Source organism: Aquipuribacter sp. SD81, assembly GCF_037153975.1.
Taxonomy (GTDB): Bacteria; Actinomycetota; Actinomycetes; order Actinomycetales; family JBBAYJ01; genus Aquipuribacter.
In genome coordinates, this window is sequence record NZ_JBBAYJ010000019.1 from 1 (window position 1) to 13698 (window position 13698).

Annotated in this window: 13 protein-coding genes; 11 read left to right on the plus strand and 2 right to left on the minus strand. The window is 74.6% G+C overall.

What is annotated here, in order from left to right:
- From WAA21_RS12165 to aat, 3 genes are all read left to right on the plus strand, one after another.
- A partial coding sequence (locus WAA21_RS12165) for a glycerate kinase (RefSeq protein WP_336923079.1) occupies positions 1-391 on the plus strand: 391 nt, incomplete at its 5' end.
- Between the two features lie 124 nt (positions 392-515).
- Entirely contained in the window at positions 516-875 is a 360-nt protein-coding gene (gene erpA / locus WAA21_RS12170; protein ID WP_336923080.1) for an iron-sulfur cluster insertion protein ErpA, read from the plus strand.
- A gap of 22 nt (positions 876-897) precedes the next feature.
- Positions 898-1620, plus strand: a complete 723-nt coding sequence (aat, locus tag WAA21_RS12175) for a leucyl/phenylalanyl-tRNA--protein transferase (protein ID WP_336923081.1) — start codon at positions 898-900, stop codon at positions 1618-1620.
- Here aat and WAA21_RS12180 read toward each other — a convergent pair.
- Positions 1590-1880 carry a sulfurtransferase TusA family protein gene (locus WAA21_RS12180; protein ID WP_336923082.1) on the minus strand — a complete coding sequence of 97 codons (291 nt, stop codon included), beginning with the start codon at positions 1878-1880 and terminating at the stop codon, positions 1590-1592. The two genes, aat and WAA21_RS12180, sit on opposite strands and share 31 nt — an antisense overlap.
- Positions 1877-3037, minus strand: a complete 1161-nt coding sequence (locus WAA21_RS12185; protein WP_336923083.1) for a cysteine desulfurase family protein — start codon at positions 3035-3037, stop codon at positions 1877-1879. The genes WAA21_RS12180 and WAA21_RS12185 overlap by 4 nt, the downstream gene beginning before the upstream one ends.
- A gap of 202 nt (positions 3038-3239) precedes the next feature.
- Between WAA21_RS12185 and ctaC the strand changes: the two genes are divergently transcribed.
- The 8 genes from ctaC (at position 3240) to WAA21_RS12225 (ending at position 13698) form a co-directional block, all read left to right on the plus strand.
- Positions 3240-4184 carry an aa3-type cytochrome oxidase subunit II gene (gene ctaC, locus WAA21_RS12190; RefSeq protein ID WP_336923084.1) on the plus strand — a complete coding sequence of 315 codons (945 nt, stop codon included), beginning with the start codon at positions 3240-3242 and terminating at the stop codon, positions 4182-4184.
- Positions 4185-4188: 4 nt separating this feature from the next.
- Positions 4189-5982 carry an aa3-type cytochrome oxidase subunit I gene (gene ctaD / locus WAA21_RS12195; RefSeq protein WP_336923085.1) on the plus strand — a complete coding sequence of 598 codons (1794 nt, stop codon included), beginning with the start codon at positions 4189-4191 and terminating at the stop codon, positions 5980-5982.
- Entirely contained in the window at positions 5979-6377 is a 399-nt protein-coding gene (locus WAA21_RS12200) for a cytochrome c oxidase subunit 4 (RefSeq protein ID WP_336923086.1), read from the plus strand. The genes ctaD and WAA21_RS12200 overlap by 4 nt, the downstream gene beginning before the upstream one ends.
- Before the next feature lie 5 nt (positions 6378-6382).
- Positions 6383-7081 (plus strand): HAD-IA family hydrolase, encoded by a 699-nt coding sequence (locus WAA21_RS12205; protein WP_336923087.1) that lies wholly within the window; start codon positions 6383-6385, stop codon positions 7079-7081.
- 53 nt (positions 7082-7134) lie between these two features.
- Positions 7135-7896, plus strand: a complete 762-nt coding sequence (gene thyX / locus WAA21_RS12210) for an FAD-dependent thymidylate synthase (protein WP_336923088.1) — start codon at positions 7135-7137, stop codon at positions 7894-7896.
- 206 nt (positions 7897-8102) lie between these two features.
- The gene (gene dapA / locus WAA21_RS12215) at positions 8103-8990 is read left to right on the plus strand and encodes a 4-hydroxy-tetrahydrodipicolinate synthase (protein WP_336923089.1); all 888 of its coding nucleotides are present in this window, start codon (positions 8103-8105) and stop codon (positions 8988-8990) included.
- Between the two features lie 66 nt (positions 8991-9056).
- On the plus strand, positions 9057-10742 hold the full coding sequence (locus WAA21_RS12220; protein WP_336923090.1) for a ribonuclease J: 1686 nt from the start codon (positions 9057-9059) through the stop codon (positions 10740-10742).
- A 91-nt stretch (positions 10743-10833) separates the two neighbouring features.
- Positions 10834-13698 carry a DNA translocase FtsK gene (locus tag WAA21_RS12225; protein ID WP_442893280.1) on the plus strand — a complete coding sequence of 955 codons (2865 nt, stop codon included), beginning with the start codon at positions 10834-10836 and terminating at the stop codon, positions 13696-13698.

Genomic DNA, 13698 nt, shown 5'->3' on the forward strand with positions numbered 1-13698 from the left:
GGGTGCGGGGGCCGCCGGCGGGGCGGGCGCCGCGCTGCTCGCGCTGGGGGCGGTGCGGCAGCCGGGCGCGTCCGTCGTCGCCGCCGCCGCGGGCCTCGCCGGCGCGGTGGCGACGGCCGACCTCGTGCTCACGGGGGAGGGTGCCTTCGACTGGGACAGCCTGCGCGGGCGGGTCGTCGGCGCGGTGTGCGACAGCGCCGCCCGGCTCGGCGTGCCGGTGGTCGTCGTCGCCGGGCAGGTGCTCGTCGGGCGCCGCGAGCTCGCGGCCGTCGGCGTCGAGGCGGCCTACCCCGTCGCGGCGACGGCCCGCGACCTGCCCGGCGTGCTCGCCGACCCGGCGGGGACGCTGGCGGCCCGCACCGAGCGGGTCGCGCGCACCTGGCACCGCTGAGCGGCGCGGTGCCGCGCGGCACCCGGGTCGCGAGGGAACACGCGGGCGGCCCGTAGCATTGACGACATCGGTGGGCGCCGCGCGCGCTCCCGGACCAGAGCCCCCGGCGACACAGGAGCCGTACATGACCGACACGACCGCCTCGACCAGCACGAGCACCCACGAGGTCACCCTCACGACGGTGGCCGCCGAGAAGGTCAAGGCGCTGCTCGCCCAGGAGGGCCGCGACGACCTGCGGCTGCGCCTGGCCGTCCAGCCCGGCGGCTGCTCCGGCCTCATCTACCAGCTGTACTTCGACGACCGCCAGATGGACGGCGACGCCGTCCGCGACTTCGACGGCGTCGAGCTCGTCGTCGACCGCATGTCGGTGCCCTACCTCGCCGGCGCGACGATCGACTTCGCCGACACCATCGAGAAGCAGGGCTTCCAGATCGACAACCCGAACGCGCAGGGCTCCTGCGCGTGCGGCGACTCGTTCCACTGAGCCGCCGCCCGGTCGAGGGACGGTGAGCCACCCCTTCGACCGCGCGCTCGACCGCGCCCCCGACGGCCAGGACCTGGTCTGCGTCGGGGGCGCGCTCGCGTCCGGGCTCCTGCTCGAGGGGTACCGGCGCGGCGTCTTCGCGATGTCGGTGCGGGTGCGTCGCCGTGACGTGCTCGGCTGGTTCTCGCCGGACCCGCGCGGCGTGCTCCACCCTGCGGACGTCCACGAGTCGCGGTCCCTGCGCCGCAGCAGCCGCCGCTTCGAGACCCGGGTCGACACCGCGTTCGACGAGGTGGTCGCCGCGTGCGCGGACCCCTCGCGCGAGGGCGCGTGGATCGACGACGACTACCGCCGCGCCTACGCCGAGCTGCACGCCGCGGGTCACGCGCACTCCGTCGAGACCTGGGCCGACGGCCGGCTGGTCGGCGGCCTGTTCGGCGTCGCGGTCGGCGGCCTGTTCGCCGCGGAGTCGAAGTTCCACCGCGAGACCGACGCGTCCAAGGCCGCGGTCGTCTCCCTGGCCCGGCTGCTCGCGGCCGACCCCGCCGGCCCGCGGCTCGTCGACGTGCAGTGGTGGACCCCGCACCTCGGCAGCCTCGGCGTCGCCGAGGTGAGGCGCGAGGAGTACCGCGCGGCGCTGCCCACCCTGCTCGACGTCCCCGCGCCGGCGTGCTTCACGGTTACCCCGGACCCGCCGGGCGACGGGCGGGCGGCTCAGGGGCCGAGCCGCACCAGCACCCGGTAGCCCGCCGCGTCGGTCCGGCCGTCCGCCTTCGCCCCGGCGTCGTCGACGGGCCCCACGGACTCCACGGTGTGCCCGCGCATGCCCGCCCACGCCGGGACGTCGTGCACGACGGCCGGGTCCGTGGCCAGCACCGCGGCGCGGGTCCCGGGGGGCAGGTCGCGGACGGCCGCGGCCAGGCGCAGCACCGGCAGCGGGCAGCGCAGCCCCCGGGCGTCGACCACGAGGACGTCGGGCGCGCCGCCGCCGGGCCCGGCCGTCACAGGTCCTCCGCCCCGAGCTCGCGGCGGACCTCCGCGACGACCTCGGGCAGCGCCTCGGCGAGGCGGTCGACCGCCTCGGGGCCGGTCCCGCGGGCGAGACCGACCCGCACGTTGCCGTGCGTGAGGGCGCCGACCGCCGCGAGCACGTGGCTCGGGCGCAGCGTGTCGGCCGTGCACGCCGAGCCGGACCCGACCCGCAGCCCGCGCACGTCGAGGCGACGCACCAGCTCCTCGCCGGGCACGTACAGCGCCGACAGGGTGAGCACGTGCGGCAGCCGCTCGTCGGGGTGCCCGACCAGCCGCGTCGACGGCACCGTCGCGAGCGCCCCGCGCAGCCGGTCCACCAGGGCGTGCCGGGGGTCGGCGGCGCCGAGCGGGCCGGCGAGCAGCCCCTGGAGCGTGACGGCCGCGGCCAGCGCGGCCGGCACGTCGACCGTCCCCGGGTGCTCGCCGGGACGCCGGGAGGCGCCGGCCTCGCCCGGCTCGTGGGGTCGCCACCGCACCCCCTCGCGCAGCGCGAGCACCGCGGCCCCGGCCACCGAGCCCCACGCCCGGGGGGAGGCGACGAGCACGTCCCACGCCGCCGGGACCGGCACGTGACCGAGCGAGGCCCCCGCGTCGACGACGAGCGGCACCCCGGCGTCGCGGCACAGGGCGTGCACCCGCTCGAGGTCCTGCACCGTGCCGATCTCCGCGTTCGCGTGCTGCACGCACGCGACCCGGGCGCCGGGCAGGGCGCGCTCGAGCGCCTCGAGGTCGACCCGCCCGTCGCCGTCGACCGGCACCTCGCGCGGCTCGGTCGACCCGGCGCTGCGTGCCGCGTCGGCGGCCGCGTGGTGCACGGCGGAGTGCTCGACGGCCGAGAGCACGACCGGGCCGTCGGCGCGTCCCGGCGCGGCGCAGCCGAGGACGGCCGCGTGCAGGGCGCGCACGTGGTCCGGCGGCAGGCCCACGAGGCAGCCCGGGTCGCCGAGCGCCGTGGCCAGCGCCCCCCGGACCTCGTCGAGCACCAGCCGCGAGCGGGCGCCGCTGCCGTGCCGGGCCCGCTCGTCGGCCCACGCGTCCAGCGCGCCCGCCCGCCACGCCTCCAGGGCCTCCGGCAGCGGCGGGGCCGCGACCGAGTTGTCGAGGTCCACGGGGTCCCCGGACGCGGTCACGGCCCGACGGTATCCCCGCCCGCCGCGGCCCCGGCCCCCCGCGGCCCCGGCCCCCCGCGGCACGGGTGTGGACCGGCGAGCCCACCCGTGTCCTACGAGCAGGGCACAGGTAAGGTTCCCGGTGGTGGTCCGGCGTCGGGCCGCCGACCCACCGCACGAGGGCACACCAGCGCCCGTCGACAGGACCTCCGGGAAGGCGCCAGTGACGACAACCCACCCCGCGGCCCGCCGGGCCCCCCGCGCTCGCGTCGCGCGGCTGGGTCTCGTGGCGGCGGCCGCCCTCGCGCTCAGCGGGTGCTCCGCCGACCAGCTGCGGCGCGGCTACCTGCCCGCCGAGAGCGTCGGCGCCACGAACCACACGCCGATGGTCCAGGACCTGTGGAACGGCTCGTGGATCGCCGCCCTCGCGGTCGGGGTGATCGTGTGGGGCCTCACCATCTGGTGCGTCATCGCCTACCGGCGCCGCAAGGGCGACCCCGAGGTGCCCCCGCAGTTCCGCTACCACCTGCCGCTCGAGGTCATGTACACGGCCCTGCCGCTCATGATGGTCGCGGTGCTCTTCTACTACACCGCCGTCTCCCAGGCCGCTATCACGGACCTGGAGGAGGACCCCGACGTCACCATCGAGGTCATCGGCAAGCAGTGGTCGTGGGACTTCAACTACGTCGACGAGGACGTCTACGAGACCGGCGTCCAGGCCGACCTCGACGGCGAGGAGGGCGCGGAGGACCGCATCCCCACGCTCGTCCTCCCGGTCGACGAGCGAGTCGAGTTCCACCTCTTCGCCCGCGACGTCAACCACTCGTTCTGGATCCCCGCGTTCCTGTTCAAGATGGACAACATCGCCGGCCGGCAGAACCGCTTCCAGCTCGTGCCCACCAAGGAGGGCACGTTCCAGGGCAAGTGCGCCGAGCTGTGCGGGGAGTACCACTCGGAGATGCTCTTCAACGTCGCGGTTGTGTCGCGCGAGGAGTACGACGACTACATCGCGCTCCTGCGGGCCCGGGGCCAGACCGGTCAGCTCGAGACCGACCTCAACCGGAGCGGCCTCACCGGTGAGGTGGGCGGCAGCGTGACGGGTCAGCGCGACGTCGAGCTCCCGGTCGACTTCCCGGACGCAGTGCCGTCGGTTTCGGAAGGGGACTGAGCACATGGCCACGTACACCGGTGTCGCGTTCCGCGACGCGCAGGCGGCCGGCACGGCCACGCCGGTCGCGGTCCGCTCGCGCGGCCGCCTGATCGCCGACTACCTCACGACGACCGACCACAAGAAGATCGGGACGCTGTACCTCGTCTCGTCCTTCTTCTTCTTCGTCGTCGCGGGCGCCATGGCGCTCGCGATCCGTGCCGAGCTGTTCGCGCCGGGCATGCAGGTCGTGGGGACCAAGGAGACCTACAACCAGCTGTTCACCATGCACGGCACGATCATGCTGCTGCTGTTCGCGACACCCCTGTTCGCGGGCTTCGCCAACTGGCTGCTGCCGCTGCAGATCGGCGCGCCGGACGTCGCGTTCCCCCGCCTCAACGCCTTCGCGTACTGGCTGTACCTGTTCGGCGGCCTCATCGCCGTGTCCGGCTTCCTCACCCCGCAGGGTGCGGCCGGGTTCGGCTGGTTCGCCTACACCCCGCTGTCGACCGAGGCGTACTCGCCCGGCCTCGGCGCGGACCTGTGGATCTTCGGCCTCGCCCTCGGTGGCTTCGGCACGATCCTCGGCGCCGTCAACTTCATCACGACCGTCATCGGCATGCGCGCGCCCGGCATGGTCATGTTCCGGATGCCGATCTTCTCGTGGAGCGTCCTCATCACGAGCGTGCTCGTGCTCATGGCGTTCCCGCCGCTGGCCGCCGCGCTGCTCGTGCTCGGCTCCGACCGTGTGCTCGGCTCGGTGGTCTTCGACGCCGTGAACGGCGGCGCGATCCTCTGGCAGCACCTGTTCTGGTTCTTCGGGCACCCCGAGGTGTACATCATCGCGCTGCCGTTCTTCGGCATCATCAGCGAGGTCATCCCGGTCTTCAGCCGCAAGCCGCTGTTCGGCTACAAGGGCATGGTCTTCGCGATCATCGCGATCGCCGGCCTGTCGGTGGCGGTGTGGGCGCACCACATGTACGTGACCGGCGCGGTGCTGCTGCCGTTCTTCGCCTTCATGACGATGCTCATCGCGGTGCCGACCGGGGTGAAGTTCTTCAACTGGATCGGCACGATGTGGAAGGGCTCGGTCACCTTCGACTCGCCCATGCTGTGGGCGATCGGCTTCCTCGTCACGTTCCTCTTCGGCGGCCTGACCGGCATCATCCTCAGCTCGCCGACGCTCGACTTCCAGCTGTCCGACAGCTACTTCGTCGTGGCGCACTTCCACTACGTCGTCTTCGGCACGGTCGTCTTCGCGATGTTCGCGGGCTTCTACTACTGGTGGCCGAAGTTCACCGGCACGATGCTGAACGAGGGGCTCGGCAAGCTGCACTTCTGGCTCACCTTCGTCGGCTTCCACACGACGTTCCTCATCCAGCACTGGCTCGGTGTCGACGGCATGCCCCGCCGCTACGCCGACTACCTGCCGGAGGACGGCTTCACGCTCATGAACCAGGTGTCGACCGTCGGTGCGTTCGTGCTCGGCGCCGCGACCCTGCCGTTCCTGTGGAACGTGTACCGGACCGCCGTCCGCGGCGAGAAGGTGACCGTCGACGACCCGTGGGGCTGGGGCGCGTCGCTGGAGTGGGCCACGAGCTGCCCGCCCCCGCGGCACAACTTCACGAGCCTGCCGCGCATCCGCTCCGAGCGTCCCGCGTTCGACCTCGCCCACCCCGAGGTGGCCGCCGCCGACCGCTCCAGCGCCGACAAGACCGTGCTCGAGCACCTGCTCGGCGACGGTGACGTGGACCGCAGCGACAGCCCGCCCGCCGGCGCCAGGGGCGCCACGGGCGACGACCGGGGAGGCCGGGCATGAGGGTCGAGACCTGGGTGTTCGGGTCGGGGACGTTCTTCTTCGTCCCCCTCGCGTTCGTGTACGGCCTGCTGTCGGGCTGGGAGCACGTCGGCTTCATCGCCATCCTGCTCACCGGCGGCCTGTCGGCCATGGTCGGGCTCTACCTCTACCTCGTGTCGCTGCGGGTCGACGCCCGCCCCGAGGACGACCCGACCGGCGAGGTGGCGCAGGGCGCCGGGGACCTCGGCTTCTTCAACCCGCGCAGCATCTGGCCGATCCTCGTCGCGTTCGGGGCGGCGACGGTGTTCCTCGGCCTCGCCGTCGGGTGGTGGATGTTCCTCATCGGCGCCGGCATCATGCTCTTCACCACGCTCGGCCTGCTGTTCGAGCACTACACCGGCGACTTCACGCACTGACCGGCGTGGGTGTCCCCGGACCCGCCCTCGCGGCGGGTGGCTCCGCCGTGCCCGTCGGCCGCGCCCACGCCGCCGTCCTGTTCGACATGGACGGCACCCTCGTGGACTCGACCGCCTCGGTCGTGCGGTGCTGGGTGCGGCTCGCCGAGGAGCTCGGCGTCGGGCTCGACCGGCTGCGGGCGGCCGCCGGCCACGGGCGGCCGGCGCGCGACATCGTCGCCGACCTGCTGCCGGGCGAGGACGAGCGCGTCCGGGCCGCGGCGCTCGCCCGCATCACCGAGCTCGAGGTCGCCGACGTCGAGGGGGTCGTCGCGCTGCCGGGCGCGGTGGCGGCGCTCACCGCGGCGGGAGCGCGCGGCGCGATCGTCACCTCGTGCACGCGCGACCTCGCCGTGGCCCGGTGGAGCGCGGCGGGCCTGCCGGTGCCCGCCGTCGTCGTGACCGCCGACGACGTCGCCCGCGGCAAGCCCGACCCCGAGCCGTTCCTGTCGGGGGCGCGCCTGCTCGGAGTCGACCCGGCCCGCTGCCTCGTCGTGGAGGACGCCCCCGCGGGGCTCGTCGCCGGCCGCGCCGCTGGTGCGGCGACCCTCGCGGTCACGACGACGCACGCGGCCGAGGACCTCGACGCGGACCTCGTCGTCCCCGACCTGGCGGCCGTGCGCTGGCACGCGGACGCGGACGGCGTCACGCTCCTGCCGGCCTGAGGACCCGCGGCGGTCGTCGTCGTGGCGCGACGGCGGGCGGCTAGCGTGGGCGCGTGACGAGCGACGTGAGCGTGCAGAGCCCCTCCCACGGCGTCGGGGACGGCGACCTCGTCTTCCGCTCCGACGTCGACGTCGAGCTCGTCAAGCACTCCGCCCGCGACGCCGACGTGCTGTTCGCGGCGCGGGTGTCGACCAAGGGCGAGGCGAGCCTCGCCGACGTCGACGCGGACCCCGAGAAGTCGGCGGGCCTCGTCCGGTACCTCATGCGCGACCGGCACGGCAGCCCGTTCGAGCACGCCGTCATGACCTTCTACGTGAGCGCGCCGCTGTTCGTGTTCCGCGAGATGCAGCGGCACCGGGTCGCGAGCTACAACGAGGAGTCCGGTCGCTACCGGGAGATGCGGCCCGTCTTCTACGTCCCCTCGCGCGAGCGGAACCTGCGCCAGGTCGGCAAGCCCGGTGCCTACGACTTCGAGCCGGGCACGCCGGAGCAGCACGACCTCGTCGAGCAGCGCACGCGCGAGGCGTGCGCGACGGCGTGGGCGGCCTACCAGGACATGCTCGGCGCGGGCGTGCCGCGCGAGGTGGCCCGCATCGTCCTCCCGCTCACGCTGTACTCCTCGATGTACGTGACGATGAACGCCCGCGCCCTCATGAACTTCCTCTCGCTGCGCACCCGCCGCGAGGACTCCCGCTTCCCGTCGTTCCCGCAGCGCGAGATCGAGCTCGTCGCGGAGCGGATGGAGGAGCTGTGGCGCGGGGTCATGCCCGTGACGCACGCCGCGTTCGACGGCAACGGCCGGGTCGCGCCCTGAGTCGCACCTCCGTGTGAGCCAGGTCACACGTTGACGGTGTAACGACCTCCGGGGTCCGCGCGATGACCCCCCTGAACCGCGGTGCCAGCCGGACCCCCCGAGCGACTGGTGCCGCGGTTCTCTGCGTCCGCGACCGGCCGCCACGGGACACGGCGCACGGCTGCGTCCCGGCGGTCGGCCGCCGGGTGGTCGGTAGTCTCGCGGGCATGGTCGCCCGCCCCTTCGGAGCCCTCGTCACCGCGATGGCGACGCCCTTCGCCGCCGACGGCACCGTCGACCTCGAGGCCGTCGCGGCCCTCGCCGAGCACCTCGTCGACGCGGGCACCGAGGGCCTCGTCGTCAACGGGACCACGGGGGAGTCGCCGACCACGACCGACGCCGAGAAGGCGGACGTCGTGCGGGCCGTCGTGGCGGCCGTGGGGGAGCGCGCGCACGTCGTCGCCGGCGTGGGCACCAACGACACCGCCCACAGCGCCGAGCTGGCCCGCCAGGCCGTGGCGGCGGGAGCGCACGGCCTCCTCGTCGTCTCGCCGTACTACTCCCGACCGTCGCAGGAGGGGCTGGTCGCCCACGTCCGGGCGGTCGCCGACGCCGGCGGGCTGCCCGTCATGCTCTACGACATCCCCGGGCGCACGGGCGTGGAGTTCCGCACCGAGACGCTGCTGCGGCTCGCGGAGCACCCGCACGTCGTCGCGGTCAAGGACGCGAAGGGCGACCTGCAGGCCGCCACGCGTGTGATGTCCGGCAGCGACCTCGCGATGTACTCCGGAGACGACGGCCTCCTGCTGCCGTACCTGGCGGTCGGCGGCGTCGGCGTGGTCGGCGTCACGACCCACCTCGCGGCCCCCGCGTACGCGCGCATGGTCGCCGCGCACGACGCCGGCGACGTCGCCGCCGCCCGGGAGGAGCACCACGCCCTGCAGCCGCTCGTCGACGCCGTGATGACTCGCATGCAGGGCGCGGTGGCGGTCAAGGTCGCCCTCCACGCGCTCGGTCACGTGCCGAGCCCGCGCGTCCGGCTCCCGCTCGTGGAGCCCGAGGCCATCGAGCGCGAGGAGCTGCTCGCGGCCGTGCACGCCGCCGGTCTCACCTGAGCCGACCCGACCGCCGGTCGCCTCGACCGCGGCGGACGGGTCCGCCCGCCCCACTAGTCTCGTCGGGTGCTGCCCGCCCGAACCGACCTGCCCCAGCCGCCGCCCCTGCGTCCCGGGGTGACCCGTGTCGTGCCGCTCGGCGGCCTCGGAGAGATCGGCCGCAACATGGCCGTCCTCGAGCACGACGGCAAGCTGCTCGTCATCGACTGCGGCGTCCTGTTCCCCGAGGACGACCAGCCGGGCGTCGACCTCATCCTCCCGGACTTCCAGTACATCGCGGACCGGCTCGACGACGTCGTCGCGATCGTCCTCACCCACGGCCACGAGGACCACATCGGCGCGGTGCCGTACCTGCTCCGGCTGCGCGAGGACATCCCGGTCGTCGGCTCGCAGCTGACGCTCGCCTTCGTCGAGGCGAAGCTCAAGGAGCACCGCATCCGTCCCTACCAGCTCACCGTCAAGGAGGGCATGACGGAGCAGCTGGGCCCGTTCGCGTGCGAGTTCCTCGCCGTGAGCCACTCGATCCCCGACGCGCTCGCGGTGGCCGTCACGACCGGCGCGGGCACGGTGCTCCACACCGGCGACTTCAAGCTCGACCAGCTGCCGCTCGACCGACGCATCACCGACCTGCGCCACTTCGCCCGGGTCGCCGAGCGCGGCGTCGACCTGCTCATGATCGACTCCACGAGCGCCGACATCCCGGGGTTCACGCTGCCCGAGCGCGAGATCGGGCCCGTCCTCAGCACGATCTTCGCGCGCGCCGAGAAGCGGGTCGTCGTCGCGAGCTTCGCCAGCCACGTGCACCGCGTGCAGCAGGTGCTCGACGCGGCCGCGGCCCACGGGCGCAAGGTCGCCTTCGTGGGTCGATCGATGGTCCGCAACATGGGGGTCGCCCGCGACCTCGGCTACCTCGACGTGCCCCAGGGCGTCCTCGTCGACATCAAGCAGGTCGAGGACCTGCCCGACGAGAAGGTCGTCATCATGTCGACCGGCTCGCAGGGCGAGCCGATGGCCGCCCTGTCGCGGATGGCCAACGGCGACCACCGCGTGCAGGTGGGGCCGGGCGACACGGTCGTCCTCGCCTCGAGCCTCATCCCCGGCAACGAGAACGCCGTCTACCGCGTCATCAACGGGCTGACCCGGCTCGGCGCGGACGTCGTGCACAAGGGCGTCGCCCGGGTGCACACCGGCGGCCACGCCACGGCGGGCGAGCTGCTCTACGTGTACAACCTCGTGCGGCCCGGCAACGTCATGCCCGTGCACGGCGAGCCGCGCCACCTCAAGGCGAACGCGCAGATCGCCACCCTGTCGGGCGTGCCGGCCGAGCGCGTCGTCGTCGTCGAGGACGGCCACGTCGTCGACCTCGAGGACGGCGTCGCGCGGGTGGTCGGGGCCGTCGAGTGCGGCTACGTCTACGTCGACGGCTCGACCGTCGGCGAGATCACCGACGCCGACCTCAAGGACCGCCGCATCCTCGCGGAGGAGGGCTTCGTGTCGTGCTTCGTGGTCGTCGACCACGAGAACGGCAAGGTCGTGGCCGGCCCGCACGTGCACGCGCGGGGCTTTGCCGAGGAGCAGACGGTCTTCGAGCAGGTGACCCCCCGCATCGAGAAGGCCCTCGTCGAGGCCGTCACGAGCGGGGCGACCGACCAGCACCAGCTCCAGCAGGTCGTGCGCCGCACCATCGGGCGCTGGGTCAACGAGAAGTACCGGCGCCGGCCCATGATCGTCCCGGTGGTCCTCAGCGCCTGACCGGCACGACGGCCGCGGGCCGGCCACCGCGCCGCCCCCGGGGCGGCGTGTGCGGCGCGGCCGGTCACCGCCCGGCGCGTACGGTGACGAGGTGGCTCGGACGACCTCCTCACGCCCTGCGGGGCGCACCGCCCCCGGCGGCGCCGGTCGGTCGTCCGGCGGCGCCCGCCCGGCGACGCGCTCCGGCGGCTCGCGCGCGGGCTCCACGGCCCCGAAGGCCACCCCGAAGGCGAAGGGCGCGGCCGCGGGGGGACGGGCCACCGCGCGGACCGGCAGCAGCAGGCCGCCCGCCCGGGGCGGGTCGCGCCAGGCCGCCCAGCGCCGGCCCGGCGGCGGCACCCGGCTGCTCCTGGGGCTGCTGCTCCTGCCCGGTCGGGCCGTCGGCTCGCTCGTGCGATCGGTGCACCGCAGCACCGCGGAGCTCGACCCGGCGCACCGGAGGGACGGCGCGGGCTTCCTGCTCCTCGCCGTGGCCGCGGTCGTCGCGGCGGGGGAGTGGTTCCGGGTCGACGGCGTCGTCATCGAGGCCGTGCACTGGGTGACGGCGGGGGCGCTCGGCCGGGCCGCCCTCGCGCTGCCGGTCGTCCTCCTCGCGCTCAGCCTGCGCCTGTTCCGCCGCCCGGACGAGGAGCAGGCGAACGGGCGGATCGGGGTCGGCCTCGTCGCCCTGGGCGCCGCGGCGGCGGGCCTGCTGCAGGTCGCCGCCGGGCTGCCCACGCCGCCGGAGGGAGCCGAGGCCCTGCAGGCCGGGGGCGGGGTCGTCGGCTTCGTCGTCGCCAACCCGCTCGAGGCGGCCGTGTCGGCGTGGCTCGCGGTGCCCATGCTCGTGCTGCTCGCCGGCTTCGGGCTGCTCGTCGTCACGGCGACACCGCTGCACGCCGTCACGGACCGGCTCCGCGAGGCAGGGGCGTGGCTGACCGGCAGCACGCGCACCGACGACGACGCGACCGACGAGGACGACGACGCCCGTGCAGGCGGCGAGGCCGACGACCCGGTCGCGACCGGTCGGCACGGCCAGGCCCTCACGAGCGGGTCCCGGCGCCGCCGTCGTGGCCGTGGCGCGGAGGCCGACCCCGCGGAGGGCGAGGACCGGGACGGGGTGTCCCTGCTCGACGGCCGCGGCGCCGGCCGGGCCGACGACACGCCCTACGACTCCGCCGCCGTCGTCGGCCGCGAGGACGGGGGCCCCGGCGGCACGGGCGGCACGGGCGGCACGGGTGCCCCCACGCCGGGCGCCGGTGCGGCCGCCGCGGCCCCCGCCGCACGGCGCGAGCCGGTCGCACCCGAGCCCAGCGGGCTGCCGGAGCGCGTCGAGCAGCTCGTGCTCGCCGGCGACGTCGTCTACACGCTGCCCGACGTGCAGCAGCTGCACGCCGGCACCCCGCACCGCACGCGCACCGCGGTCAACGACGACGTCGTCGCCGCCCTCACCGACGTGCTCGCCCAGTTCCAGATCGACGCGGCCGTCACGGGCTACACGAGAGGGCCGACCGTGACCCGCTACGAGGTCGAGCTGGGCAACGGGGTGAAGGTCGAGCGCGTGACCGCCCTGTCGCGGAACATCTCCTACGCCGTCGCGAGCGCCGACGTCCGCATCCTGTCGCCCATCCCCGGCAAGTCCGCGATCGGCATCGAGATCCCCAACGCCGACAAGGAGACGGTGTGCCTCGGCGACGTGCTCCGCTCCGAGGTCGCGCGGCGCAGCAGCCACCCGATGACGATCGGGGTCGGCAAGGACGTCGAGGGCGGCTACGTCGTGGCGAACCTCGCGAAGATGCCGCACATGCTCGTCGCGGGCGCGACCGGCGCCGGCAAGTCGTCGTTCATCAACTCCATGATCACCTCGGTGCTCGTCCGGTCGACGCCCGACGAGGTGCGCATGGTGCTCGTCGACCCGAAGCGCGTCGAGCTCACCGCCTACGAGGGCGTGCCGCACCTCATCACCCCGATCATCACGAACCCGAAGAAGGCGGCCGAGGCGCTGCAGTGGGTCGTGGCGGAGATGGACTCCCGGTACGACGACCTCGCCGCGTACGGGTTCCGCCACATCGACGACTTCAACAAGGCGGTCCGCACCGGCAAGGTGACGCCGCCCCCGGGCTCGGAGCGCGCGCTCGCGCCCTACCCGTACCTGCTCGTGATCGTCGACGAGCTCGCGGACCTCATGATGGTCGCCCCCCGCGACGTCGAGGACTCCGTCGTCCGCATCACGCAGCTCGCGCGCGCCGCCGGCATCCACCTCGTGCTCGCGACGCAGCGCCCGAGCGTCGACGTGGTGACGGGTCTCATCAAGGCGAACGTGCCGAGCCGGCTCGCGTTCGCGACGAGCTCCCTCGCCGACTCCCGGGTCGTCCTCGACCAGCCCGGCGCGGAGAAGCTCATCGGCCAGGGCGACGCCCTGTTCCTGCCGATGGGCGCGTCCAAGCCGATGCGCGTGCAGGGCGCGTGGGTCACGGAGTCCGAGGTCGCCGAGGTCGTCGCGCACGTCAAGGAGCAGCTGCAGCCGGTGTACCGCGTCGACGTCACGGCGCCCGCGGCCAAGAAGCAGGTGGACGAGGACATCGGCGACGACCTCGAGGTTCTCCTGCAGGCCGCGGAGCTCGTCGTCACGACGCAGTTCGGGTCCACGTCGATGCTGCAGCGCAAGCTGCGGGTGGGCTTCGCCAAGGCGGGCCGGCTCATGGACCTGCTGGAGTCCCGGGAGGTCGTGGGCCCCAGCGAGGGGTCGAAGGCGCGCGACGTGCTCGCGCGACCCGACGACCTGCCCGAGGTCCTCGCCCGCCTGCGCGGGGAGAGCGCCGGTCCAGGACCCGGCGGCGGGGGCGCTGCGACCGGCGGCGGCGCGGACGACGCGCCGGACGCGCACGGCGCCGACGCGTGGGACGCTGACGACCTCGACGCGGAGTCCGGGGACAGCGGGTCCGAGGACGCGTGGGAGCTGACGGGACGTGGTTGA